This window comes from Streptococcus sp. 151470009-6, assembly GCF_053628175.1.
The window spans coordinates 55,828-79,352 of record NZ_JBSEZF010000001.1 but is presented as its reverse complement, the minus strand read 5'-3'; the positions used below and the strand labels follow the sequence as shown (position 1 = coordinate 79,352).

Annotated in this window: 26 protein-coding genes and 2 riboswitches; of the genes, 3 read left to right on the top strand and 23 right to left on the bottom strand. The window is 41.7% G+C overall.

Annotated elements, in window-relative coordinates:
* Nucleotides 1-47 precede the first annotated feature (47 nt).
* From thiE to typA, 16 genes are all read right to left on the bottom strand, one after another.
* Nucleotides 48-680 (bottom strand): thiamine phosphate synthase, encoded by a 633-nt coding sequence (gene thiE / locus ACUW6H_RS00400; protein WP_454359057.1) that lies wholly within the window; start codon nt 678-680, stop codon nt 48-50.
* Entirely contained in the window at nt 673-1,476 is an 804-nt protein-coding gene (locus ACUW6H_RS00395; protein ID WP_454359055.1) for a hydroxyethylthiazole kinase, read from the bottom strand. Before ACUW6H_RS00395 ends, thiE begins: the two co-directional genes overlap by 8 nt.
* The gene (gene thiW / locus ACUW6H_RS00390; protein WP_454359053.1) at nt 1,476-2,000 is read right to left on the bottom strand and encodes an energy coupling factor transporter S component ThiW; all 525 of its coding nucleotides are present in this window, start codon (nt 1,998-2,000) and stop codon (nt 1,476-1,478) included. The genes ACUW6H_RS00395 and thiW overlap by 1 nt, the downstream gene beginning before the upstream one ends.
* A gap of 3 nt (nt 2,001-2,003) precedes the next feature.
* Complete coding sequence (gene tenA / locus ACUW6H_RS00385) at nt 2,004-2,696, bottom strand: thiaminase II (RefSeq protein WP_454359051.1); 693 nt, start codon at nt 2,694-2,696, stop codon at nt 2,004-2,006.
* A gap of 10 nt (nt 2,697-2,706) precedes the next feature.
* Nucleotides 2,707-3,357: an energy-coupling factor transporter transmembrane component T gene (locus ACUW6H_RS00380; RefSeq protein WP_454359049.1), complete on the bottom strand. Its 651-nt coding sequence runs from the start codon at nt 3,355-3,357 to the stop codon at nt 2,707-2,709.
* 1 nt (nt 3,358) lies between these two features.
* Nucleotides 3,359-4,744, bottom strand: coding sequence for an ATP-binding cassette domain-containing protein (locus tag ACUW6H_RS00375; protein ID WP_454359047.1), 1,386 nt, complete (start codon nt 4,742-4,744; stop codon nt 3,359-3,361).
* Nucleotides 4,745-5,305, bottom strand: a complete 561-nt coding sequence (locus tag ACUW6H_RS00370) for an ECF transporter S component (RefSeq protein ID WP_000915275.1) — start codon at nt 5,303-5,305, stop codon at nt 4,745-4,747. It abuts the gene before it with no gap.
* Nucleotides 5,306-5,462: 157 nt separating this feature from the next.
* A riboswitch (TPP riboswitch) is annotated at nt 5,463-5,551 on the bottom strand.
* A 123-nt stretch (nt 5,552-5,674) separates the two neighbouring features.
* Nucleotides 5,675-6,343, bottom strand: a complete 669-nt coding sequence (locus ACUW6H_RS00365) for a TenA family protein (protein WP_454359044.1) — start codon at nt 6,341-6,343, stop codon at nt 5,675-5,677.
* 218 nt (nt 6,344-6,561) lie between these two features.
* Nucleotides 6,562-6,650: riboswitch (TPP riboswitch) on the bottom strand.
* Between the two features lie 149 nt (nt 6,651-6,799).
* Nucleotides 6,800-7,936 carry an L-lactate oxidase gene (gene lctO, locus ACUW6H_RS00360; protein WP_454359042.1) on the bottom strand — a complete coding sequence of 379 codons (1,137 nt, stop codon included), beginning with the start codon at nt 7,934-7,936 and terminating at the stop codon, nt 6,800-6,802.
* A 163-nt stretch (nt 7,937-8,099) separates the two neighbouring features.
* Entirely contained in the window at nt 8,100-8,732 is a 633-nt protein-coding gene (pyrE, locus tag ACUW6H_RS00355) for an orotate phosphoribosyltransferase (protein ID WP_454359040.1), read from the bottom strand.
* 42 nt (nt 8,733-8,774) lie between these two features.
* Entirely contained in the window at nt 8,775-9,476 is a 702-nt protein-coding gene (gene pyrF, locus ACUW6H_RS00350; protein ID WP_409003357.1) for an orotidine-5'-phosphate decarboxylase, read from the bottom strand.
* 205 nt (nt 9,477-9,681) lie between these two features.
* A complete protein-coding gene (locus tag ACUW6H_RS00345; protein WP_454359038.1) occupies nt 9,682-10,818 on the bottom strand; it encodes a cell division protein FtsQ/DivIB in 1,137 nt (378 codons plus the stop codon).
* A 9-nt stretch (nt 10,819-10,827) separates the two neighbouring features.
* The gene (locus ACUW6H_RS00340) at nt 10,828-11,886 is read right to left on the bottom strand and encodes a UDP-N-acetylglucosamine--N-acetylmuramyl-(pentapeptide) pyrophosphoryl-undecaprenol N-acetylglucosamine transferase (protein ID WP_447265884.1); all 1,059 of its coding nucleotides are present in this window, start codon (nt 11,884-11,886) and stop codon (nt 10,828-10,830) included.
* Nucleotide 11,887: 1 nt separating this feature from the next.
* On the bottom strand, nt 11,888-13,240 hold the full coding sequence (gene murD / locus ACUW6H_RS00335; protein WP_454359035.1) for a UDP-N-acetylmuramoyl-L-alanine--D-glutamate ligase: 1,353 nt from the start codon (nt 13,238-13,240) through the stop codon (nt 11,888-11,890).
* Between the two features lie 117 nt (nt 13,241-13,357).
* Nucleotides 13,358-13,612, bottom strand: a complete 255-nt coding sequence (locus ACUW6H_RS00330) for a DUF3165 family protein (RefSeq protein ID WP_000262665.1) — start codon at nt 13,610-13,612, stop codon at nt 13,358-13,360.
* Between the two features lie 19 nt (nt 13,613-13,631).
* Complete coding sequence (gene typA / locus ACUW6H_RS00325; RefSeq protein ID WP_454359033.1) at nt 13,632-15,473, bottom strand: translational GTPase TypA; 1,842 nt, start codon at nt 15,471-15,473, stop codon at nt 13,632-13,634.
* Between the two features lie 160 nt (nt 15,474-15,633).
* Here typA and ACUW6H_RS00320 point away from each other — a divergent pair, with 160 nt between their 5' ends.
* The gene (locus tag ACUW6H_RS00320) at nt 15,634-16,359 is read left to right on the top strand and encodes a pseudouridine synthase (protein WP_454359031.1); all 726 of its coding nucleotides are present in this window, start codon (nt 15,634-15,636) and stop codon (nt 16,357-16,359) included.
* A gap of 39 nt (nt 16,360-16,398) precedes the next feature.
* Here ACUW6H_RS00320 and ACUW6H_RS00315 read toward each other — a convergent pair whose 3' ends face one another.
* The 3 genes from ACUW6H_RS00315 to ACUW6H_RS00305 all read right to left on the bottom strand — a co-directional run bounded on the left by ACUW6H_RS00315 (nt 16,399) and on the right by ACUW6H_RS00305 (nt 17,329).
* Entirely contained in the window at nt 16,399-16,632 is a 234-nt protein-coding gene (locus ACUW6H_RS00315; RefSeq protein ID WP_454359029.1) for a DUF4190 domain-containing protein, read from the bottom strand.
* An 86-nt stretch (nt 16,633-16,718) separates the two neighbouring features.
* On the bottom strand, nt 16,719-17,099 hold the full coding sequence (locus ACUW6H_RS00310; protein WP_000158115.1) for a rhodanese-like domain-containing protein: 381 nt from the start codon (nt 17,097-17,099) through the stop codon (nt 16,719-16,721).
* Nucleotides 17,096-17,329 carry a YqgQ family protein gene (locus tag ACUW6H_RS00305; protein ID WP_002874361.1) on the bottom strand — a complete coding sequence of 78 codons (234 nt, stop codon included), beginning with the start codon at nt 17,327-17,329 and terminating at the stop codon, nt 17,096-17,098. Before ACUW6H_RS00305 ends, ACUW6H_RS00310 begins: the two co-directional genes overlap by 4 nt.
* 102 nt (nt 17,330-17,431) lie before the next feature.
* Between ACUW6H_RS00305 and ACUW6H_RS00300 the strand changes: the two genes are divergently transcribed.
* Together ACUW6H_RS00300 and ACUW6H_RS00295 are read left to right on the top strand one after the other, a co-directional pair.
* Entirely contained in the window at nt 17,432-18,340 is a 909-nt protein-coding gene (locus ACUW6H_RS00300) for a LysR family transcriptional regulator (protein WP_001222590.1), read from the top strand.
* A 50-nt stretch (nt 18,341-18,390) separates the two neighbouring features.
* Complete coding sequence (locus tag ACUW6H_RS00295) at nt 18,391-20,190, top strand: N-acetylmuramoyl-L-alanine amidase (protein ID WP_454359026.1); 1,800 nt, start codon at nt 18,391-18,393, stop codon at nt 20,188-20,190.
* A gap of 31 nt (nt 20,191-20,221) precedes the next feature.
* On the opposite strand, the gene ACUW6H_RS00290 is transcribed toward ACUW6H_RS00295, so the two are convergent.
* The 4 genes from ACUW6H_RS00290 to ACUW6H_RS00275 all read right to left on the bottom strand — a co-directional run bounded on the left by ACUW6H_RS00290 (nt 20,222) and on the right by ACUW6H_RS00275 (nt 23,525).
* Nucleotides 20,222-20,539, bottom strand: a complete 318-nt coding sequence (locus tag ACUW6H_RS00290) for a LiaF transmembrane domain-containing protein (protein WP_096407916.1) — start codon at nt 20,537-20,539, stop codon at nt 20,222-20,224.
* A gap of 225 nt (nt 20,540-20,764) precedes the next feature.
* A complete protein-coding gene (locus ACUW6H_RS00285) occupies nt 20,765-21,628 on the bottom strand; it encodes a DUF6287 domain-containing protein (RefSeq protein ID WP_454359024.1) in 864 nt (287 codons plus the stop codon).
* 291 nt (nt 21,629-21,919) lie between these two features.
* Nucleotides 21,920-22,705 (bottom strand): ABC transporter permease, encoded by a 786-nt coding sequence (locus ACUW6H_RS00280; protein WP_454359022.1) that lies wholly within the window; start codon nt 22,703-22,705, stop codon nt 21,920-21,922.
* A 1-nt stretch (nt 22,706) separates the two neighbouring features.
* Entirely contained in the window at nt 22,707-23,525 is an 819-nt protein-coding gene (locus ACUW6H_RS00275) for an ABC transporter permease (RefSeq protein WP_000240146.1), read from the bottom strand.

The window sequence follows — 23,525 nt, the reverse complement described above, 5'->3', positions numbered from 1 at the left end:
AAAAAAACTCTCTAGTTCCCTCAATAAGGAAATTAGAGAGTTTTTGATTAGGAAACAATGTCATTTAGCTTTGTTAAAAAGGCTTGCGTTTTTGTCTCAATATCTTCTGCCTGCATCAGATCACGTACGACAGCTACTCCAGCTATACCCGAGCCGATAAGTTGGTCAATATTCTCTGACGTCAGGCCTCCGATAGCAACTACTGGAATGGCGACCGTTTGGCAAATTGTTTTCAAGGTTGAAATCAGGGTAATGGGTGCATTTTCTTTGGTCGTAGTCGGGAAAATGGCTCCTGTTCCCAAGTAATCCGCACCCGATGTTTCTGCTTCGAGAGCTCTTTTAACTGTTTTAGCAGTGACACCGAGGATTTTTTCAGGACCTAGGACTTTGCGGGCAACCGAAACTGGTAGTTCATCGTCGCCGATATGCAAACCTGCTGCATCGACTGCAAGACAAACATCCAACCGATCATCGATAATCAAGGGGACCTGATAGGCATCTGTTATTTCTTTGACTTGTTTTGCCAAGTGATAGTATTGATTGGTTGTGAGATTTTTTTCTCGTAATTGGACAATGGTAACACCTGAACGGCAGGCTGTCTCAACTTTTTCAAGAAAGCTTTCCAAGGAATCTTGGTAGCGATTGGTAACTAGATACAGTTTAAGTGCTTCTCTATTCATAAAAGTCTCCTTTGATAGCTTCTAGCCAGTTTTCGTCTCTTTTTAGGAGAGACAGTTGATTGAGAACTTGGTAACGAAAATCTTCTAATCCCATTCCTTGAACAACTATTCTCTCAGCAGCGATATTGAGATAAGAGACCGCTAGACAAGAAGCTTCAAAGGCAGTCATTCCTTGGCTAAGAAAAACGGCTGTCAAGGCTCCAACTAAGTCTCCTGTCCCTGTTATCCAGTCTAATTCTGCACAGCCATTTCCCAGTACAGCAACTTGATTTTCCGAAACGATGAGGTCCTTAGGGCCAGTGACTAAGAATGACATACCTGAATAGGTCTGACACCAGTCTTTCAAAACTTGAAGCAAATCCTCAGTTTCTTGATCTTTAGCACTGGCATCGACCCCAACGGCATGGTGTTTTAAGCCAACAAGACTTCGAATTTCTGACATATTTCCCTTAAGGACCGTAGGGCTATAGTCTAAAAGGTCTCTGACTAAGGTCTTACGAATGGATGAAGCCGTTACGCCAACCGCATCTACTACCATCGGGAGAGAAACTTGATCTGCATAAGAAGCTGCCATACGGATTGCTTTTTCCTTCTCAGCTGACAAATGTCCCAAATTAATGAAGAGTGCCTGGCTTTGCTTAGTAAAATCAAGAACCTCACGGGAATCATCTGCCATAACAGGTTTGCATCCCAGAGCCAAAATCCCATTTGCCAGCATCTCACAAGAAATCTCATTGGTGATGCAGTGAATTAAGGAGCTAGAGCTCAGAGGAAAGGGATTTGTCAATGCTTGCATCAGTCTATCCTTTCTCCAAAGAAATATCCTTGTACTTTTTTAAAGAATTCCTGCTTGATTAAAAATCGAAAGGCAAGAAAAGCTATGGCTGTACCGATCAAGGTCGCTCCGAAAAATCGCGGAGTATAGATAAACCAGCTGAGCTTGGCCGCAGATCCGGTAAAGAGAACCATGACAGGATAGGAAACAATAGAACCGATAATACCTGTTCCCAAGATTTCTCCTAGGGCAGAAAAGTAAAATTTTCTACCGTACTTATAAAAGAGACCTGCAAGAAGGGCTCCAAAAGTAGCTCCTGTGAGGGCCAAGGGCGGAATGCCTTGAGTAGACATACGGATAAAGGCTGTGACTGTAGCCATGACCAAGGCATAAACAGGCCCCATCAAGATTCCTGCAAGAATGTTGACTACACTGGACATTGGTGCCATCCCTTCAATTCGAAAGATGGGTGTAAGAACTACGTCAAGGGCAATCATCATGGATAAAATAGTTAATTTGTGAACTTGAAGTCGGTGGTTTCTCATTTTCTATTTCTTCTCTTTTCCTAAGGACTGCAAATCACTCGTCCATGTTTGGTGTTGGTAAGCCATCTCCCAAAACTTGGCTTCCATGTGAACACTGATGTGGAAGGCATCTAGCATTTTTTGTTTGTCCGTCTCATTGCTTTCTCGATAGAGCTGATTGACCAGCTCTCCCTCCTCTCTGATCTGCTGCTCTAACTCATCCGTAATATAAGTTTCAATCCATTGTTGGTAGAGAGGATTTGGTGATGGTTTAAGATTAAGTGATTTACCTATATCATGGTATAGCCAAGGACAAGGTAGCAAACTTGCAAAAGCAATGCCCAAGTTTGGCTCTGCAAATTGCCGATAAATGTGAGAAATGTAATGATAGCAGGTGGGAGCGATTGGATGTTGCTCCATTTCCTGATCGCTGATTTCCAATTCCTTGAAAAATTGTTGGCGGATAAACAACTCACCCTCCACTAGACTCTGAGCATTTTGTTTCAAGAGTCTTTTCATCTCTTGATTCGAAGTCTTATCAGCCAAGAGGTGATAGATTTCTGAGAAGGCCTTCAGATAGTAGGCATCTTGAATCAGGTAATAGCGGAAAATATCAGGTTCTAAATTTCCCTCTTGTAATTGTAAAATAAAGGGATGATGAAAAGAAGCCTGCCAAGCTTCCTTGGATAATTCCATCGCAATATCTGTAAATTCCATAATAACTCCTTTATAAAAATAGACTGGTTTGAAGCAATAAAAAGAAAAGCAGGTAGATTAATTTTGTTTTTTTAGGAATATAAAAAGTCCGATAGCTATTCTCCACCTGTGCATGCTCGTCATATCCGTGCGCAGATAGAGCTCTCAGATAAAGATGGCGCCATCTAAAGACCGTCATCAGAACCTTACTGTATATCAAGGGCGACCAAACATGCAATTTTTGGCCACGCAGTAAGCACGCTTCCTTGAGAGACTTGATTTCCTGCTGAATGAGGGGAAAGGCATTGAATACCACAATTAAGGCATAGGCCCAAGAACGCGATAACCCCTTTTGAGCCAAGTACAAGAGAAGCTCTTTTAGGGAAATACTGGAAACAAAGACAAGACCAATACAAACCGTCACAAAGGCCCTCGTTCCAAGCATCACTGCCTGCGAAGCATCTCCGTGTAACTGAACTGCCCAGTAGTTGGCCAAAGATGGTAAAATGGCGAGCACAATCATCCAAGCCAATACTTTAAATCGACGGTAATAGAGCATAAAGAGAATACAAAATGTGGCTACCGAAAGATTCAGAGCAATCGAAGGAATGAAAGATGTTTCCAAGGATAAAATTAGAAAGAAGAGACTGATAATCGGTGTCTGGGTTGCTACTTTGATCATACTACCTCACCTCCCCTAGAGTATCATTATTCAGAGATGGGAGAGGTTTGGTAATTGTAACTTCTTTCACATGACTGAGACCCTCACTAGTCATCTCAATCCAATAATCAACTACAGAGATCAAGGGATCTAAACGATGGCTAATGATCAAAAAACTTCTCCCTTGATTTCTCTCCTCCAGAATCCACTGACAAAAATAATGGCAGGCTCTATCATCCAAACCAGCAAATGGCTCATCTAGCAAGATCACAGAAGCCTTGCTGGTCAAGATGGTCAAGAGCTGAAGAATCTTTTGCTGACCACCACTTAATTGATAGGGACTCTTATCAAGTGCCTGCTCCAGATCAAAATATTGTAAAGCTTGGAGAATCCGCTGATTTCTTTCAGAATCAGCTCCATCTAATTGAAGCTCTTCTCGCAGACTGGCTCTGATAAACTGCTTCTCAGCTTCCTGAACAACACCCGTCAGGTCACGGTACAAACTCTTTTTCTTTTTCAGGACTATCCCCTTCCAGGTAATGCGCCCCTTATACTTTTGAAATTGAAGAATAGACCGAAAGAGGGTTGATTTCCCAACACCATTATCACCCAAAATACAGGAGATTCCTTGGTAGAATGTAAAATCCGCAATTGAAAAGAGGGGACGCTTATCCAGCTCACAAGTCGTTCTATCCATATGGAACAATTCCGGGCTAGAAGCAACATTCTTTGAAGAAACCTGTGTCATCTCAGAGGTAGGGATTTGAAACACTTCCCTTAGTTGTCCATCTCTTAGCTCCACCATATGGTCGATATAGGCTTCATAGTCTGATAAATCATGGTCACACAGGATGACTGTCTTCCCATCAAGAGCCAACTCTTTTAGAATCTCCAATATCTCGATTCTGCTCTTGCGGTCAATGGAAGCGAAGGGCTCATCCAAGAGATAGACCCTAGGATTCATAGCAAAGAGAACAGCCAAAGCAGCCTTTTGCTTTTCCCCACCTGATAGGTGATGAATGGGACGGTGCAAGATTGGCTCACAGCGACATTGCTGGACCACCTCTGCTATTTTAGAATCAATTTTTTGAAGTGGACAGCCGATATTTTCCAAGGTAAAAATCAGCTCCTCAAACAAGTTCTCCATGGTAAATTGATGATTGGGATTTTGAAAGAGAATGCCAACCGTCTGGACACGTTCGACGATAGAAAGCTGACTGACCTCGCTCCCATCTATCAGGACTTGACCACTATAGGGAAGAGAACTTACTTGAGCAATGACTTGAAAGAGGCTGGATTTTCCTGAACCACTGCTCCCAACTAACAAGGTAAAAGCTTGCCCATGAAAAGTAAAATCAAGAGACTCAGAGAAGATTGGGGACTGAATCGCTCGTAGTTCCAGCCCCATCTATGCCTTTCCTCCAGCTGCAAACTGATGATAGAGTTTGACAATGGCACGAACCAAAATGGTACAGAAGAAAAAGACGGAAATAAAACGCACCACCAGCAAGGAAAGGACAAAAGGAAGAGAGAAGGCGTAGTAACCTAACTTAATGTATTCATAGACAAAACTAACAAGCGTAATCCCAATACTATTAGCAGTTAGAGAGAGCCAACTTTCATAGCGATTCTTGGTTACGATAAAACCAAGTTCACTTCCCAACCCTTGAACCAAACCGGACAAAAGAGCACCTAGACCGAATTGGCTACCATAAAGAACTTCAGCAAGTGCAGCTAGCACTTCTCCAATCGTTGCGCTTCCCACTCTTGGAACAAAGATGGCAGCAATGGGCGCAGCCATACACCAGAGACCAAAGAGGATTTCATTGGCAAAGGCCTGCAAGCCAAGAGGGGCTAAAATCAGAGTGAGGATATCAAACAGATAGCCAGATCCCACAAAAACGCCACCAAAAAAGATAGACAAGAAAGCAAGTAAGATAACATCTTTTAATTGCCATTTTTTCAACATAAAAAACTCCTTTTTTTAAAGAAAAGTGGGGCATTCAAGGAGACCTACCTAAATGCTTTGTATCGCCTTCATCCAGCTTATATAAACAAAAAAACTCCAATTACAATCAAGAATTAGAGTTTAGCTTACAAGATTAGACAGTTCTTTTCGACATACGAAAAAACGTTTCACATTTCCCTTCGCCAGTCTTAACTGTATCAGGTTCAATGGGTATCATCTCAGCCTAAAGCACCCCAAATGTCTTTATTATTTTATTTCTTGACCAGTATAACAGAATTTGAAAGCTCTAGCAAGATATTTGACTGGAAAATATATTTATATGGTTTGTTTGTTAATTCTTTTAATCTACATAAAAGTATTGAATCTGTCCTATAATTCATAACCAATATCAAAAAAAGCTAATTCTAAAGCAACTGCTTGATTCCAGCGTTGCTGAAGTTCTGTCAAATCTTCTCTACCTTTCCCGACACGATTGAGTTCGTCAACCAGAAATTGAACCCACTCTGTAAAGAAAGGACCTCTATGGAGATTAATCCATTCCAAATGAATATAGGCTTCAGGTAGAGCCAAATCTTTAGAACCCCAGTCTAAATAGAGACCTTCTGCAATGACCAGCATGACTAAAAGATGAGCATAGTCTGATGAAGCAACAGCAGAATACATTAGCTCCTGAAAGGCTTTTGTTACAGGGTGCAAGGTCACTTCTAGATAGTCATTCTCTTCTACTTTTAACTCTTTGAAAGCCCTTTGGAAATAACCATCTTCATCTGCTTCAAGAAAGCCTAGTTGCTTGGCAAAACGAAGTTTGGATTCAAGCTGGTCTGCGTGAGCTACACAAGCACCCAGCATGGATAAGAAAGCATCAAAGAAATGATAATCTTGAATCAGGTAGTCTTTTAAGACCTTATTCTCAATTGTCCCCGCAAAAAGTTCCTTAATAAAACGATGATTGATTGCAGCCTGCCAATCCTTCTGACTGCTTTTTAATAATTCTCCAACGATCAAACCTGGCTGAAATGCATAGTCTTGTGTTTCCATATTTATTTTTCCTTTCTTTACTCCTTAGTAATCAATAAAATACCAAGAGATACCAAGCAAAATCGTAATTCCACTTGATACTTTTAAAGAACATCGAGGGCATTTGCAGAGAGCTACCTAAACAAGCCTATCCTCTTTTGATAAACAAAAAAACTCCAATTACAAACGAGAATTAGAGTTTACCTTACCAGATAAGACAGTTTCCTTCAACATACGAAAAAAACCTTTTCACATTTCCCTTCGCCAGTATTAACTGTATCAGGTTCAATGGGTATCATCTCAGCTTAAAGCACCCCAAATGTCTTTATTATTTTATTACTGGACCAGTATAACAGAATTTGAAAGCCCTAGCAAGATATTTGACTGAAAAATATATTTATATAGTTTCTGATAACGATTTAATCTTTCTATACACGAAGAAAAATCTCCACATCAAATGGAGACTTTCTACTTTCATCAATACAACTTCAAATCACGTGAATCAACTGGGAAGGATGGATTGTATGGATTGTGACGCAGTTTGAAGCGTTTAACATCTTCAATAGTCTGAGTTCCAGATAACTGCATGACTGTCTTTAATTCTGCATTCAAGTGTTCAAAGACTTGACGCACACCAACACTACCACCGAGAGCCAAACCATAGATTACAGGGCGTCCAATAGCCACTAGGTCCGCACCTGAAGCCAAAGCTTTAAAGACGTGCTGACCTCGACGAACACCAGAGTCAAAGACAATTGGTACACGTTTATCAACTGCTTCAGCCACTTCTTGAAGCGAGTCAAAGGATGCTGGTCCACCGTCGATTTGGCGGCCACCATGGTTGGTTACCCAGATACCAGAAGCACCTGCAGCAAGCGAACGTTCAACATCCTCACGGCATTGTGGCCCTTTCACATAGACAGGAAGACCTGAGTAAGCAGCGATAAATTCTACATCGCGTGGAGACAAGCGTTGTTTGGCTGATTTGTAAACAAAGTCCATTGATTTACCAGCACCTTCTGGCAGGTATTCCTCAACAATTGGCATACCAACGGGGAAGACGAATCCATTGCGCTTGTCGACCTCACGATTGCCCCCAACAGTTGCATCTGCCGTCAAGACAATCGCTTTGTAGCCTTCAGCCTTCACACGGTCCATGATGTGGCGGTTGATCCCGTCATCCTTACTGAAGTAAAATTGGAACCAGTGAGGCGTCCCTTGAAGGGCTTCTGTAATTTCTGGAAGATCTACAGTAGAGTAAGAGCTAGTTGTGTAAAGAGAACCAAACTCATGCACACCACGCGCAGTAGCTACTTCACCTTGTTCATTTGCTAATTTATGAGCTGCAACAGGCGCCATAATGATTGGTGAAGATAATTTTTCACCTGCAAATTCAATCTCTGTACTTGGGTTTTCAACATCACAAAGAGTATGTGGAACAATAAGCTTGTGGTTAAAGGCGCGGATATTCTCCCGCAAAGTGAAAGTATCTTCCGCTCCACTGGCGATATAGCCAAAGGCAGCTTTTGGAATGACTTGTTGAGCCATTGCCTCTAAATCATAAGCGTTAATAAAATCTACAGGTCCTTCTGCATTACTTGTTTTATATGACATAAAATGCCCTCCTTATTAAGTAAGCGTTTGCTTTTTATCTTACCTAAACATCTTAACTCTTTTTCAAACTGTTTTCAAAAAATTTGTCTGGGAATTTCAAACTGATTACCTGGACCTTTCAAAAAAATCAGGTAATCCTAGTGACTACCTGATTTTCTATGTTTTAGGCATTTTGCCAATTTTCTTGGTCTTCTTTAAAGCGTTTTAAGAGAGCCAATCCCTCTGGTGTGATGTAACCTTCTTCTTGGGCTAGGTGAATAAGCTCGCTATAGTTAGATAGTGTCACCAATTTGACACCAGCATCCGCAAAATTCTTATCTGCTTTTGGTAGTTGATAACTAAAAATCGCTACAACACCAAGAACATCTGCCCCTTCACGTTTGGCAGCTACAACGGCTTCTAGTACAGAACCACCAGTTGAAATCAAATCTTCGACAACGACCATCTTTTGACCTTGGGCTACACGGCCTTCGATTTGGTTGCCTGCTCCGTGGTCTTTTGGTTTGCTACGAATATAGGCAAAGGGCAGATTCATTTTGTCAGCAATGATGGCTCCGTGGGGAATCCCTGCCGTCGCTGTTCCTGCAATCACTTCTACCTCTGGAAAGGCTGTCTTGATAGCATCTACAAAACCATTTTCAATCAAGGTTCTAGTTTCTGGGTAAGCCAGAGTCACGCGGTTATCTGTATAGATAGGTGACTTGATACCCGATGCCCAAGTAAAAGGCTCTTCTGGTTTAAGGTAAACTGCCTGAATTTTCAATAGGTGGCTAGCAATGTCTTTAGCAAGTGTCATGGTTTTCTCCTTCTTATCCTTACATCTCTTAGCGAATACGCTTTAGGCCCAGTCTCGTGTCCATTCTTCCTTGATCGCATGGTAGGCTGCTACAGGGTCTTCCGCCTGCGTGATTGGACGACCTACTACAATGTAGTCACTACCGATTTGATAGGCCTGACCAGGGGTCACTACGCGTTTTTGATCCGCAGCTTCAGCACCTGCTGGTCGAATACCTGGCGTCAAGCAAATAAAATCTTCGTTTGTAGCTTCCTTGATGAGTTGGGCTTCTTGGGCTGAACAAACCACACCATCTAATCCAGCTTCTGCTGTTTTCTTAGCATAGTGAATCACTGATTCTTGCAAACTCGTTTGAATATTTTGGCAGTCTTGCATCTGTTCTTCGGATGTTGAGGTCAACTGGGTCACCGCGATGAGAATTCCCTTATCTCCCAACCCTTCACGCGCAGCCTGCATCATTTCAACCCCACCTGCAGCCTGAACATTGGTCATATCGACACCCAAACTAGACAAGATTTTCATGGTCGATTTGACTGTGTTTGGAATATCATGCAATTTGAGATCCAAAAAAACGCTGTGTCCTAATGATTTTAAATAACGTACAACCTCTGGGCCTACCGCATAATAGATTTCCATTCCAACCTTGACATAGAGCTTTTCCTCTGCTGGAAAAAGGGCTAAAAATTCCTTTGCTTCTTCAAAACTTGGAAAATCTAGGGCAATGACTGGGCGACTCTCACGCATATATTTCTCCTTCTCATTCTTCTTGCAGTCCACCAAACTCCTTAAAAGGACTATGAAAAAAGGAACCTGCTAGCAGCAAGGTTCCACGAAAAATGGGTAGTCTCCACCCTTTCACCGTCTAACCTTAGCTGCCTCTCTGGACTGCTTTAAAGGTTTTTTACTATTCTATTATTTATATAGGAACTTGTCAAGTAAAAACTGGGCTTTATTGTTGTTGCTGTTGTTGCTGTTGTTTCTTTTCTTCAGCTTCTTTTTCTTCCTGTTTTTTCTTCTCAGCTTCCTGTGCCTCTTTTTTAGCTTTTTCCTCAGCTTCTTCCAAAAGTTTATCCGCTAGGCTCGTACTATAGATTCCAGCTTCCATATCGATAAAACTCGGTTCTGCTAGTTGTGGCTTAATTTTGCTGTAATAAGGCAATTTCTTGCTCAATTCTGACAAGGGAACCAAAATCTCATCTGTATCTAGCATGGTGATTTTTAGAAGATCGGCAGTTGCCTTACTTGGGGCTAGTTCGATCTTCTGGATTTGACTCTTTATGTCCTCACTGATGCTAGAAAGACCCGAAATCAGATCCTTCACCTGCTGCTCATCGTTAAAGGTAACTGTTAGGTAGGTCTCAGGCAGGTTCAAAAGGTTGACAGGGCTTGAGTCAATTGTTCCACTAGACAGGATTGGATAGTGGTCTTCACCTGTCACATAGTAGCCCACAATCTCAAACTCTTTGACTTCAATCGTAAAGTTTGTTGGAAATTTGTAGTCAATCGTTGCTGACTCTATCCAGTGATTCGACTTGATCTGCTCAGCGTGCTTGTCCTTGTTCAATAACAAAGACAAGGTATAGTCACTATCCTGAATGCCAGAAACCTGTTTAATGTCATCCGCTTGGGTCTGGACATTCCCCTTAACCTCGATATGCTTAAGAGTCGAAAGAGGAGTCAAGAGATAGATAGAAAGGAGGAGAACCAGAACACTCGGCACCAAGATACTGACTGCCCTCCAAATATGAACAGGAGCAATTTTCGGCTTGGCAGGTTTTTCTGGCTTTTCTTTTTTCTTTTTCTCTTTCTCTTTTTTTACTTCGCTGTCTTCCTTTTGAGCTTTCTCATCTTTCTCGGAGGGTTTCTGACTTGGACTTGTATCTTCCTCGTCGGACTGACTCGAGGATTTCTTGGCCTCCTCCAATAACTTCGAGTTGGCTTCCTTTCGAGCTTGTTTTTCCTTTTCCTTCTCCGCAGCTAGAGCAGCTTCCTCCTCAGCCTTCTTTTTCAGGTATTCTTGGTTCCGTTTCTGCCATTCAGACAATTCTTGTTTCTGGTTTGATTCTTTTTTCTTATCCTTTGACATTGGTTTTCCTTATGATAAGTCTTTTCTTAGTAGGGCATAAAAATCATTAAGAGATTTCAATTCAGTTGAAGCCTTCATACTAACTTGGTATTGGTCCTTATGACTAAGCAGGTGACTGACTTTCTCCTCCAAGCTTTCCAAGGTCAATTCTGTCTCTTGGAGTTCTACTGCATAACCCTTTTTAACAAAATAGGCAGCATTTTCAATTTGGTCTCCTCGGCTAGCCTCACGTCCAAGAGGGACAATGAGATGGAGTTTAGCCATAGCCAAGAGTTCAAAAATCGTGTTGGCCCCACCTCGAGTCACCACCACATCCGCCATCTCCATCAAGGGTTGATAGAGATCCGTCACATAGTCGATACGGAAGAGATTTTGGCTCAACTCATTAAGGCTAGAATCTCCTGTGAGGTTAATAATATTGTAGCGTTCTGTTAGCACTTTCTTGTGGTCTGTTACCAGTTGGTTAAATACACGAGCTCCTGCAGAACCTCCGACAAATAATACGGTTGGCAATTTGGGATTAAAGTGAGTTTGGATATCCACCAACTCGTCTGGTTCTGGCGTCTCTTGATCTGTTACCTTGGTCACTGCCCCCACATGCTCGACTTTTGCAAGACTAGCAGGCTGCTCAAAGGTTGAGTACATCTTGGTTGCGAATTTATAGGCAATTTTATTGGCCAAGCCCATAGATAGGTCCGATTCGTGAATAAAGACAGGTACTCCTGACACACGCGCTGCGATAACCGGCGGTACTGAGACAAATCCTCCCTTAGAAAAAAGAGCCTGTGGACGCAGTCGTAACATGATAAAGAGGGATTGGACAATTCCCCAACCAACTTTGAAGACGTCCAGCATGTTTTGCCAAGAGAAATAACGACGCAACTTTCCAGTCGCAATAGAATGGAAAGTAACATCCAAACCTGACTTGAGGATTTCTTGGTGTTCGATTCCATGCTTGTCACCAATATAGTGAACTTCCCAGCCGTCTTCGATGAACTTAGGCATTAACAAAAGGTTGAGGGTGACATGTCCAACCGTCCCCCCGCCTGTAAAGACAATTTTTTTCATATTATTCCTTTAACTCCGCTACTGTGTCGATAAAGAGGTCTCCACGTACTTCAAAGTTAGCATACATATCCCAGCTAGCATTTGCAGGACTGAGAAGGACTACATCTCCTTGAGTCGCAAGCTCATAGGCCTTGCAGGTCGCATCAGCAATATCTGTCGCATCTACATAAGTCACACCAGCCTTATCCGCTGCCCGTTTGACACGTTCTGCAGACTGACCGAGGATGACCATTTTCTTGAGTCCAGTGATGTCTGGCACCAGCTCGTCAAATTCATTCCCACGGTCCAAACCACCTGCAATTAAGATGACCTGGCTGTTGTCAAATCCTGACAAGGCTTTTTGAGTAGCTAGGATATTGGTTGACTTGCTATCGTTATAGAATTTGACACCCTTAATCTCATCCACGAATTGGAGACGGTGTTTGACGCCACCAAAGGCTGAGAGAGTTTCCTTAATGGTTTGATTGTCCACACCACGAAGTTTGGCTACTGCAATTGTTGCAAGGGCATTTTCTACATTGTGGCTACCTGGAACACCGATTTCATCTGCTGCCATGACCTCTTCACCACGGAAGTAGAGCAGACCGTTTTCTAGATAAGCCCCATCAACCTTTTCCTTTGTTGAAAATGGTACAACAGTAGCCTCTGTTTTTGTGGCCAAGTCTTTTGCCAAGTCTTGGTTAAAGTTCAAGACAAGAAAATCAGCTGCTGTCATCTTGTTCTGGATATTCCACTTGGCTGCCACATACTCCTCAAAAGAGCCATGATAGTCAAGGTGGCTAGGCATGAGATTGGTAGTGACCGCAATTTCCGGATGGAACTCCTGGATTCCCATCAGTTGGAAAGAAGAAAGTTCCATGACAAGGGTATCCTTTTCTGTCGCAGTTTGAGCCACTTGACTAGCAGGATAGCCGATGTTCCCTGACAAGAGACCTCGTTGACCAGCAGCAGACAAAACTTCCCCAATCATGGTCGTTGTGGTCGTTTTTCCATTTGAGCCAGTGATACCGATAATTGGCGCTTCCGAAATCAAATAAGCCAATTCCACCTCAGTCAAGACTGGAATCCCCTTTGCCAATGCCTTTTCAATCATGGGATTGCTATACGGGATACCTGGATTTTTCACCATCAAAGCAAAATCTTCATCCAAGAGCTCCAAAGGATGGCCACCAGTGACAACCTTGATTCCCTCTTCTAACAGACTTTGCGCAGCAGGATTTTCCTCAAAAGGTTTGCCGTCATTAACAGTGACAATAGCACCCAGCTTGTCCAGCAAACGAGCCGCAGACTCACCAGACTTAGCCAAACCTAAAACAAGTACTTTCTTATTTTTAAATTGATCGATTACTTTCATGTCTCAAACTCCATTTCTACTCCTACTATTTTACCATTTTTATGGAAATAATACTAAACGAAAATGCTCTAACTCTCATTATACAATAGAAAAAGAGAGCCGTAGCTCTCTTTCTATTTATCTTCTTTTGCTCTTTTTTACAGACATGAGCGTAATGTCTCTCAAGCTAAAGTAGGCTAGGGCCAGCATGGCGATTGTGACAAAGAATTCTGTAGGTAATTGGAAGATTTGCAAGATGGACAACATCAGCAAAATCAAGAGTGCAACAACTACAAAGACCAAGATAACGATGTTGACTGTTCCTTTGATACTTTGGGGTGTCGCAAATACATAGAGTAGTAATAAGAGTATCCCTATGATTAAATAGACCATCTTTATCTCTTTCTAGCTCTTACTCAGCTGATTTTTTCTTTTTATTGGCTTTCTCACGCTCTGCCTTGTTAAGGATTTGCTTACGCAAACGGATAGACTCAGGCGTTACTTCCATGTACTCGTCGTCGTTCAAGAACTCAAGTGATTCTTCAAGGGTCAAGATACGAGGTGTCTTGATAACCGCTGTTTGGTCCTTAGTAGCTGAACGGACGTTGGTCATTTGTTTGGCCTTGGTGATATTAACTGTCAAGTCGTTTTCACGAGAGTTTTCACCGATGATCATTCCTTCGTAAACCTCAGTACCTGGGTTGACAAAGATTGTACCACGTTCTTCGATCGACATGATTGAGTAAGTTGTAGCCTTACCAGCATCGATGGAAACAAGGGCACCACGGTGACGTCCACCAATTTCACCTGGAATCAATGGCAAGTATTGATCAAAGGTATGGTTCATGATACCGTAGCCACGAGTCATTGACAAGAACTCAGTTGAGTAACCGATCAAACCACGCGCTGGAACAAGGAAGACCAAACGAGTTTGACCATTACCAGTTGAAATCATATCCAACATTTCACCCTTACGTTCAGAAAGGCTTTGGATAACAGAACCTTGGTATTCTTCTGGAGTATCGATTTGCACACGTTCAAATGGCTCACATTTAACACCGTCGATTTCTTTTACGATAACTTCTGGACGAGATACTTGAAGCTCATAGCCTTCACGACGCATGGTTTCGATCAGGATTGACAAGTGCAATTCTCCACGACCTGAAACAGTCCATTTATCTGGTGAGTCTGTTGGGTCAACTCGTAGGGAAACGTCTGTTTGCAATTCTGCTTGCAAGCGTTCTTCCACCTTACGAGAAGTCACCCATTTTCCTTCACGACCTGCAAATGGTGAGTTGTTGACCAAGAAGGTCATTTGAAGAGTTGGCTCATCGATATGTAGGATTGGAAGAGCTTCAACTGCATCTGTCGGAGTAATGGTTTCACCAACAAAGATATCTTCCATACCAGAAACAGCAATCAAATCACCTGCTTTTGCTTCTTGGATTTCACGACGTTCCAAACCAAAGAAACCGAAGAGTTTTGTAACACGGAAGTTTTTGGTTGTGCCGTCTAGTTTAGAAAGGGTAACTTGGTCCCCAACCTTAACCGTACCACGGAAGACACGACCGATACCGATACGTCCAACGAAGTCGTTGTAGTCCAAAAGTGACACTTGGAATTGCAAAGGCTCATCTGAGTTATCTACTGGAGCTGGGATGTGGTCGATAATCGTGTCAAAGATTGGCGCCATTGTTTTTTCTTGATCAGCTGGATCGTCTGATAATGAAGATGTTCCGTTAATAGCTGAAGCATACACTACTGGGAAATCAAGCTGATCATCATCTGCACCAAGCTCGATGAAGAGTTCCAATACTTCGTCCACTACTTCTGCTGGACGAGCTGATGGTTTGTCGATTTTGTTGACAACCACGATTGGGACAAGGTCTTGTTCCAAGGCTTTTTTCAATACGAAACGAGTTTGTGGCATGGTTCCTTCGTAGGCATCTACGACCAAGACAACACCGTCAACCATTTTCATGATACGCTCAACTTCTCCACCGAAGTCCGCGTGTCCTGGTGTGTCCATGATGTTGATACGAGTTCCGTTGTAAGCAACGGCAGTGTTTTTCGCAAGGATGGTAATTCCACGCTCTTTTTCGATATCATTTGAGTCCATAGCGCGCTCTGCCAATTCAGTACGTGCATCAAGCGTTTCTGATTGTTTCAACAATTCATCAACGAGGGTTGTTTTCCCGTGGTCAACGTGGGCAATAATGGCTACGTTACGGATATCTTCTCTTAATTTTGTCATGATTTCCTCTATATTATTTAAAATTTATTTTCTAACTGAGCAATTATACCACATTTTCAGTCAAATGACATAACTCAAGCAAGTGTAAATGTTTTCACTCTGTTTTTCTAGTCAAGGCAACTCTTTTCAAAGTCAGAGACTTATGATAAGATAGGCTGGTATGCGTTTAGATAGATTATTAGCCCAAGAAAAGGTCAGTCGCAAGGCTATGAAACAGGCTCTATTAAAAAAAGAAATCCTAGTCGACGATAGTCCAGCTCGCTCCCTCGCTCAAAATGTCGACACTGGATTGCAAAAACTAGTCTTTCAAGGACGGCAGATTCAAGGATACGAGCACAGCTACCTCATGCTTCACAAGCCAAACGGAGTCGTTACAGCGAGCAAGGATAAGAAACTGCCAACCGTAATGGACCTCCTTCCACCTGACATCCAGTCTTACCAGCTCTATGCTATCGGCAGACTAGACCGCGATACGACGGGACTGCTCCTTTTGACAGACAATGGACCTTTAGGCTTCCAACTCCTTCATCCCCAGTACCATGTCGATAAATCCTATCAAGTGGTAGTAAACGGACCGCTCACGTCAGAACATATCCAAAAATTCAAGGATGGAATCGTCTTTTTAGATGGGACCACTTGTAAACCAGCTCAGCTCGAAATTCTGTCCTCAAGCCCAACAGAGAGCCATGCCTCCATCACCATTTCAGAAGGGAAATTTCATCAAATTAAGAAAATGTTCCTCTCAGTCGGTGTCAAGGTGACCTCTCTCAAACGAGTTCAGTTCGGTGATTTCACTTTAGACCCAGAACTATCAGAAGGTCAATTCCGTTCCTTGAATCCAGAAGAATTAGAGTTGATTAAAAAACACTTAGAAAAAAGTGGATAAAACAAAAAAGCTTTATGTTTAAAGCTTTTTTGTTTTTACTTATCTAAAAAATATTGCGACGGCTAGAATCCAGTTAAGAACAGAAACTACAAGACCTACGATGTTGAGAATTTTTTCTGTTTTATAGTCCAGTCCAGATTCTTTTTGGTATGAAAAAGCCAAGACCAATCCTATGATCCCCAAAATCAGACCAACTATTGGAAATAGCAAACCAAGGACGATAGATAAGATACCTAAAATAAGTGAAGGTTTTTTCTTTTGTTGTGAATTCATATTACAAAATCTCCTTAAATTTATTATAAATGATGATACCTTAAGATACTAGCTTTATCTATCATTAAACAGTTTTTAATAAAATATTAGCTAGTCTTGACCTTACCAATCCAAGAATCCAATCCATAAGAAAGGATATAAATCTCAGAAAAACCTTGTTTTTTCAGATAGAGAGCTGCATTGGTCACTCGTTGTCCGCGTTGGTTTTCGTAGAGAAGGACAGGTTTATCCTTACGAAGGGCTGCAAGGCTTGACTTCAACTGATTTGAAGGAATATTGCGAGCTCCGAGGATATGTTTTCTGTGAAATTCTGCTGCATCACGGACATCAATCAACTGCCCTTTTCGAATCAAGGCTTCAAATTCTGCATTGTCCACAATCTTAGCCGCACGACGAATACGAAGGTAGTTATACCCCATCCATGCCGCCATCGCTAGTACGATTCCCCACAAAATCCAAATTGTCATAAGTTCTTATCTCCATTTTTCTCTATGTAGTCTAATTCTATCTTGTGCTCTCTACGAAGAACAGCTTCTGCCTCTAGATAGTCTAGCTTGTCCATCAGACCTGCATCATAGATCCGAGAGAGTTCGAGCTTCATCAGTTCAATATCATACAAGCGCTTCCCCACATAGACAATAATGCCAAACTGTTTGAGAAATTGCTGCACATCATAGAATGTTTTCATAGCTTTCATTCTAACAGATTTCAGACTTTTTTTCAATACTGGACCGGCTCTTTCCCCCTATTTTCTTCGTCTTCATTGCCCATTCTTCCGCAAGTATGGTACAATAAAAGCATGAGAATTCAACAATTACACTATATTATCAAAATCGTCGAAACTGGCTCTATGAATGAAGCAGCCAAGCAACTCTTTATCACCCAACCAAGTCTCTCTAATGCCGTTCGAGACTTGGAAAATGAAATGGGTATTGAAATCTTTATTCGCAATCCCAAGGGCATTACCTTGACCCGTGATGGGATGGAATTTCTCTCCTATGCCCGTCAAGTTGTCGAGCAAACCCAGCTTCTGGAGGAGCGCTATAAAAACCCTGTCGCCCACCGCGAACTCTTTAGCGTTTCCTCTCAACACTATGCTTTTGTAGTCAATGCCTTTGTCTCTCTGCTTAAGAAAAGTGATATGGAAAAATACGAGCTTTTCCTTCGTGAAACTCGGACTTGGGAGATTATCGACGATGTCAAGAACTTCCGTAGTGAAGTCGGTGTCCTCTTCTTAAACAGCTACAACCGTGATGTTTTAACGAAAATGCTAGATGACAACCACCTCTTGGCCCACCATCTCTTTACAGCCCAGCCCCATATCTTCGTCAGCAAGACCAACCCTCTAGCAAAGAAAGATAAGGTTAAACTAGAAGACTTGGAGAACTTCCCTTACCTCAGCTATGACCAAGGGACGCACAACTCCTTCTACTTCTCTGAAGAGATTCTCTCTCAGGAATACCACAAAAAATCTATCGTAGTCAGCGACCGTGCCACCCTCTTTAATCTCTTGATTGGTTTGGATGGTTACACCATTGCAACAGGGATTTTGAACAGCAACCTTAACGGAGACAATATCGTTTCCATTCCACTGGACATTGACGACCCGATTGAACTAGTCTATATCCAGCATGAAAAAACCAGCCTGTCTAAGATGGGCGAACGCTTTATCGAGTATCTACTAGAAGAAGTTCAGTTTGATAATTGATAAAAAATAAAGATTAAAAGGGAAAAAAAGAAAAAGTTAGGAAATAGAAAGTGAAAAAGATACTACTTGCCAGTGCTCTGATTCTGTCAATAGCAGGATCTACTCTAGCACCCGTCTCTGCAGAAGAAAACCAATCACAAACTCCTTCTGCAGTTAAAGAAAAGCAAACCAAAGATGATCAAAAAGATGCTATTGTTAAGGAGAATACAGAATCCGAAGTTCTTCCAAAAGTAGATGCGCAAGAAGCCAAACCCAAAAAGGAGGGCTGGTACCAAGAAGATCACCACTGGCGCTTCTACCAAGATGACCAACCTGCAGTGAACTGGAAAAAAATTCAAGGCAAATGGTACTACTTCGACCAAAATGGTGACCGTCTCCAGTCCACTATCTATAAAGGTTATGCCTTTGACCAAGAGGGTGCTATGGTGGAAAATAGCTGGACTAAATGGGAGAATCAATGGTATTACGCTGCTCCTTCTGGACGATTAACTCAAAATGCTTGGAAAAAAATCAATGGTGCTTGGTACTATTTTGACCAAACTGGAATCATGCTCAGCAATACAAGAATTGATGGCTATTTCTTAAGTCAAAGCGGAGCCATGGCATCACAAGGTTGGCAAGAGATCAATCAAGTTTGGTACTACGTTCTGCCGTCAGGAAAAATCTCTCAAGACAAATGGGAGAAAATCAAGGGTGCTTGGTACTATTTTGACAAAGAGGGAAGAATGTTGAGCGAAACAACCTTCAAGGGCTACCTCTTTAAGAAGAGTGGTGCCTTGGCTGAGAACAACTGGGTCAAAATCAAGAATACTTGGTTCTATGCTAGCGGTTCAGGGAGATACGTCCAAGACAAATGGCAAAAAATCCAGGGCTCTTGGTACTCTTTTACTCATGATGGGGGAATGCTAGCAGATAAATGGCAAGGAAGCTATTACCTCAAGGCCAGTGGGGCGATGGCTGAGAAAGAGTGGATATTTGATAAATTCTACAAGAGCTGGTTCTATCTAAAAGCGGATGGCCGTTATGCAAATCAGGAGTGGATTGGAGCTTATTATCTCAAGTCTGGTGGCTATATGGCCAAAAGCGAGTGGATCTATGATGGTCAAGACAAAGGGCGTTACTATTTGGATGAAAATGGTCGCTATGTCACAGGAATTCACAAGATTTCTGGAAAAGATCATCTCTTCCAAAAAGATGGGAAATGGATTTCTGAAGTTTCAACTGAGGGTGGATTTGTAAAAGGCCAATACAGTAACACCATCTTCCTCGATCCCGGACACGGTGGTCGAGATTCTGGCGCCTTTTACTACAATGTAGCCGAAAAAGATCTCAATATGCAAATCTACCGTAAACTTCGTACCAAGTTAGAAGAACTAGGCTACAAGGTTCTCACCTCACGTGATAGTGATATTGATGTAGATTTCATTACAGAACGTTCTCGTATGGTTAATAAGACCAACTCGGATATTTTTATCAGTATTCACTTCAACGCTACTGGAAACTCATACTCTAAAGCGAGTGGTATTCAAACCTACTCCTATAGCGATGAACCTGATTACCCAAGTAAGATTAATCCATACTGGCACAACCATCCTGATCGCATTAGTGAAAGCAAACGCCTCGCTGCTGCTATCCACTCCTCTCTCTTAGCCGAAACAGGGGCTAAGGATGCTGGTCAGTTAGAAAGAAGTTTTGCCGTACTACGCGAAACAGCTAAACCAGCCGTCCTCCTGGAGCTTGGTTATATGGATAATTTCTCCGAAAACCAACAAATCAGAGATAGCCGCTACCAAGATAAACTGGTGGCAGGCATTGTAAAAGGGATTCAAAAATATTACGCTGGTAAATAAAAATAAAGTCTCGAGAAACCTCGAGACTTTTCTATTTGCCTTCTTTTTTATCTTTATCAGGAAAGAGGTAGCCAAGTCCTACACAAGCTAGCACTCCCGCACCAATCACCAGACCACTTGAAATTGGCAAAATATCAAAAATAGCATTTGCAATGATAAAGGCAATAATCAAGCACATCAGACTAGCCTTATAGTCTTTTTTCAAAAGATTTTCTAGAGTGAAATAGAGGAATAAGCCAACTGGAATCAGTGACCAGAGATTGACATCCAAGCTTGGCCATCCAACAGATCCGAAATACAATACTAGCGCTGCTGCTACTAAAAATACAAGTCCCAATAATTTTTTCATTTTTTGTCTCCATTTTCTTTTTTATTGACTTGAGTTGTCTGATACTGACCCCTCACGTCCTTTACATGAACCATTATAGCAGAGGAATTTTTCAAGAACAAGCCCGTTTGCCTATCTGGTCAATATCTCTGTCTAAGTGGTTGAATAGTGGTGATAAAAGAAAAAGAAGCCCGTTTGGGCTTCTTGATTCTGCCGATTGTAACAGTATTTTTGAACGAATACCATCTAGTTTTTCTTTTCCTTTGACTCTAGAGAAGATTTGATTGCTTCACGATCAGCTTGCAGTTGAGCTAAGTTCTTTTCTTCTTCCTCAACTTTACTAGTATCTGGTTTCACACGATAATAAACATCTTCTGGTTTCATTAACATCGCTTCATATTGTTGTCCAGAAAAAAGTCTCTCCTCAGCATGATTGCTTTTATCCGTAATCTTCCCATCATCACCAGGTTGCATAACAACTCCACTTGGAACAGCAACTACTACAAATCCTCCAGCAACAGAATCTTTTACCCACGCACTGATAGACGCTGTCTCAGGGTTCCGACTATCTTGTCCTTTTGATACCTTTAATCCAACTACAGATTCGTACTTTTGATCATTTGTAAACCAAGTCGCATCTACTTCTCCAGAATTCTTAATGATATATTCATTACCAGATTGACTACGCCAAGTCCCCTCTAAACTAGACAAATCATTGTTCCTGATTGCTTCAATATCGAGTTTTGGAACGGTAGTTTCTTTCTTCAACTTGCTAACAAGTGCTTCTGCTTCCGTAATTTTGGTATCTAAAGTAGCCAGTTGATTCTTGAGTTTTTGAATTTCCTCTTGTTTATCCTTATCAGTCTCATCTGTTTTTCCTTGGCTTGTAGACGATTGACTTGTTGACCCTGTAGTTGAAACGGCAGACGATGCTTGATTTGACTCTTTCTTTCCAATCAAAGAATGCGAGAAAACACTTACTAGGATTATAGCAACCAAAATACCGAGTACTATGCCAATATAGATTTTTATATTTGGAGCCGACTTTGATTCAGACCGCTTAGGTCCATTGATCTCTTCAAATTGTTTTTCCCGTTCTTTCTTATTCATAATTTTCTCCTTTTTGATTTATATTCAGCCAATCTTGCGAGACTTCATCCGTTATTATCCATGGATTTTTATAATTTTTAGAAAATCTATGCAAAAAATTCTAAAATAATTAACTATATAATCATCTCTAGATTGCTATCAAAACAAGTGCTTATTAAAATATATTATACCACAAAATATAAACAACCGTTTGTAATTATATTTTAAATAAGCCGAAGAAATGGATTTTAAACAGAACCCATCTCCATTAGAAAAAGCCTGTCCTGAGACAAGGCTTTGATATTCTATTATTTACGAACCCGCACTTTCGTAGGCATCCAATCCCCTGTCCCAAAGTTTGAGGGAAATGATAAAGAAAACAAGAGAAATCAGAATCAAACCACCAATGTTAAAGAGCCCATCCTTGTCCTGCAAGAAATAGCTGGCAGGATAGTAGGCCGTAAAGGCGAAAGGCACGATAAAGCTAATCAACCAACGAAGGAGCGAATTGTAAATGGAAATCGGGTACTTGGCAAAGTCATTAAACATATAGAAAATGTAAATCATGGCTCCTGACTGCTTGGTCCAAAAAGCGATACTGGCAGTCGCGATTTTCAAGGAAGTATAGATCAAGGTCGCAAAAGGAATACAGACTAGGAAAAGCAGGAATTTGGGAAGAGTCCAAGCAATGCTAGTTACTGTTGTCGCTAGTAAGATCCCACCTACCAAAAGTTCACCCAAGGCATCAATCTGAAAGGTCTCGACTAGGATGTGGAAGAGCGGATTGATAGGACGCGTCAGGTACTTGTCAAACTCTCCTTTTCGCACCAAACGTTGTCCCAGAGCCCAGAGATTGTCAAAAAAGAGATGGTCCAATCCCTTGGGAATCAGGGAAAATCCATAGATAAAAGCGATTTCTTGGAAAGTCCAACCTTCTAGCGAGGGGATGTGTTGGAAGAGTACGTTGAGAAACAAGAGGTTCAAACCTTGGGTCAGAAAAACTCCAAGGACACCAACCACAAAATCCACCTTATATTCCATGATTTGCTTGATGTATTGTCTGATAAAAATCAGATGCATGCGTTGATATTTTTTCATACTAACCTCCCTGAATGGTGATGAATGACTGGACTCGTTTCCAAATCAATTGAGACAGACCCACCATCACTAAGAGCCAAAAAAACTGGAGCAAAAGCGCCTGAAGAATCTGACTGTCATCGTATTTCCCAACGATAATCATGACCGGAGTGTAAATCAAAGATGAGAAAGGCAAGAAGGACAGAATATCTGAAACCACCTTTGGAAAGAAAGCCAAGGGAATCAGACTTCCAGACATAAAGGCCACTATGGAAGTCTTGAGTAGATTGGAACCCCATAGATTTTTAAAGACAAAGGCTGAAAATCCAAAGCAGATATTAAAGAAAAAGTTAATCAGGTAGGCCAGCGTCAAGCTAAAGAGATAAAGGGTGGTTAATCCCAGCACTTCTACAATACCTTGCCCAGAAAGGATTTTCATCAAGACAATAACACTCAAGAAAGGAAGTCCGACACTGACAAAAATCAACCACTTAGAACCAAGCTCGGTGAAGAGATAAGAGGTCGCAAAATGCACTGGTCGCAACAAGCGCATGATAATGGAACCATCCTTGACCTCCTCCCCAATCATGAAGGAAGAATCTGACTTGGTCAACAGATTAGTCACAAAACTCATGATGATGTAGAGGGTAATATCTGCCATGCTGAAGCCCTGAATCAAAGACTCTTGCGAGGAATCAAAGACCGCCTTCCAGAGATAGAAAGCGACAAAAGCCCCCATGACATCGCCAATCCGATAGAGAATAAAGTTGACTCGATAGGTAATCAACTCCTGAATCCCTGCATTGATAAAGGGTTTATAACGTCTCCACAATTTGACCAT

Excerpts from the sequence above, each read along its gene's own strand:
- thiE (WP_454359057.1), bottom strand. The coding sequence starts at position 680 with ATGAATAGAGAAGCACTTAAACTGTATCTAGTTACCAATCGCTACCAA.
- ACUW6H_RS00395 (WP_454359055.1), bottom strand. The coding sequence starts at position 1,476 with ATGCAAGCATTGACAAATCCCTTTCCTCTGAGCTCTAGCTCCTTAATT.
- thiW (WP_454359053.1), bottom strand. The coding sequence starts at position 2,000 with ATGAGAAACCACCGACTTCAAGTTCACAAATTAACTATTTTATCCATG.
- tenA (WP_454359051.1), bottom strand. The coding sequence starts at position 2,696 with ATGGAATTTACAGATATTGCGATGGAATTATCCAAGGAAGCTTGGCAG.
- ACUW6H_RS00380 (WP_454359049.1), bottom strand. The coding sequence starts at position 3,357 with ATGATCAAAGTAGCAACCCAGACACCGATTATCAGTCTCTTCTTTCTA.
- ACUW6H_RS00375 (WP_454359047.1), bottom strand. The coding sequence starts at position 4,744 with ATGGGGCTGGAACTACGAGCGATTCAGTCCCCAATCTTCTCTGAGTCT.
- ACUW6H_RS00370 (WP_000915275.1), bottom strand. The coding sequence starts at position 5,305 with ATGTTGAAAAAATGGCAATTAAAAGATGTTATCTTACTTGCTTTCTTG.
- ACUW6H_RS00365 (WP_454359044.1), bottom strand. The coding sequence starts at position 6,343 with ATGGAAACACAAGACTATGCATTTCAGCCAGGTTTGATCGTTGGAGAA.
- lctO (WP_454359042.1), bottom strand. The coding sequence starts at position 7,936 with ATGTCATATAAAACAAGTAATGCAGAAGGACCTGTAGATTTTATTAAC.
- pyrE (WP_454359040.1), bottom strand. The coding sequence starts at position 8,732 with ATGACACTTGCTAAAGACATTGCTAGCCACCTATTGAAAATTCAGGCA.
- pyrF (WP_409003357.1), bottom strand. The coding sequence starts at position 9,476 with ATGCGTGAGAGTCGCCCAGTCATTGCCCTAGATTTTCCAAGTTTTGAA.
- ACUW6H_RS00345 (WP_454359038.1), bottom strand. The coding sequence starts at position 10,818 with ATGTCAAAGGATAAGAAAAAAGAATCAAACCAGAAACAAGAATTGTCT.
- ACUW6H_RS00340 (WP_447265884.1), bottom strand. The coding sequence starts at position 11,886 with ATGAAAAAAATTGTCTTTACAGGCGGGGGGACGGTTGGACATGTCACC.
- murD (WP_454359035.1), bottom strand. The coding sequence starts at position 13,240 with ATGAAAGTAATCGATCAATTTAAAAATAAGAAAGTACTTGTTTTAGGT.
- ACUW6H_RS00330 (WP_000262665.1), bottom strand. The coding sequence starts at position 13,612 with ATGGTCTATTTAATCATAGGGATACTCTTATTACTACTCTATGTATTT.
- typA (WP_454359033.1), bottom strand. The coding sequence starts at position 15,473 with ATGACAAAATTAAGAGAAGATATCCGTAACGTAGCCATTATTGCCCAC.
- ACUW6H_RS00320 (WP_454359031.1), top strand. The coding sequence starts at position 15,634 with ATGCGTTTAGATAGATTATTAGCCCAAGAAAAGGTCAGTCGCAAGGCT.
- ACUW6H_RS00315 (WP_454359029.1), bottom strand. The coding sequence starts at position 16,632 with ATGAATTCACAACAAAAGAAAAAACCTTCACTTATTTTAGGTATCTTA.
- ACUW6H_RS00310 (WP_000158115.1), bottom strand. The coding sequence starts at position 17,099 with ATGACAATTTGGATTTTGTGGGGAATCGTACTAGCGATGGCGGCATGG.
- ACUW6H_RS00305 (WP_002874361.1), bottom strand. The coding sequence starts at position 17,329 with ATGAAAGCTATGAAAACATTCTATGATGTGCAGCAATTTCTCAAACAG.
- ACUW6H_RS00300 (WP_001222590.1), top strand. The coding sequence starts at position 17,432 with ATGAGAATTCAACAATTACACTATATTATCAAAATCGTCGAAACTGGC.
- ACUW6H_RS00290 (WP_096407916.1), bottom strand. The coding sequence starts at position 20,539 with ATGAAAAAATTATTGGGACTTGTATTTTTAGTAGCAGCAGCGCTAGTA.
- ACUW6H_RS00285 (WP_454359024.1), bottom strand. The coding sequence starts at position 21,628 with ATGAATAAGAAAGAACGGGAAAAACAATTTGAAGAGATCAATGGACCT.
- ACUW6H_RS00280 (WP_454359022.1), bottom strand. The coding sequence starts at position 22,705 with ATGAAAAAATATCAACGCATGCATCTGATTTTTATCAGACAATACATC.
- ACUW6H_RS00275 (WP_000240146.1), bottom strand. The coding sequence starts at position 23,525 with ATGGTCAAATTGTGGAGACGTTATAAACCCTTTATCAATGCAGGGATT.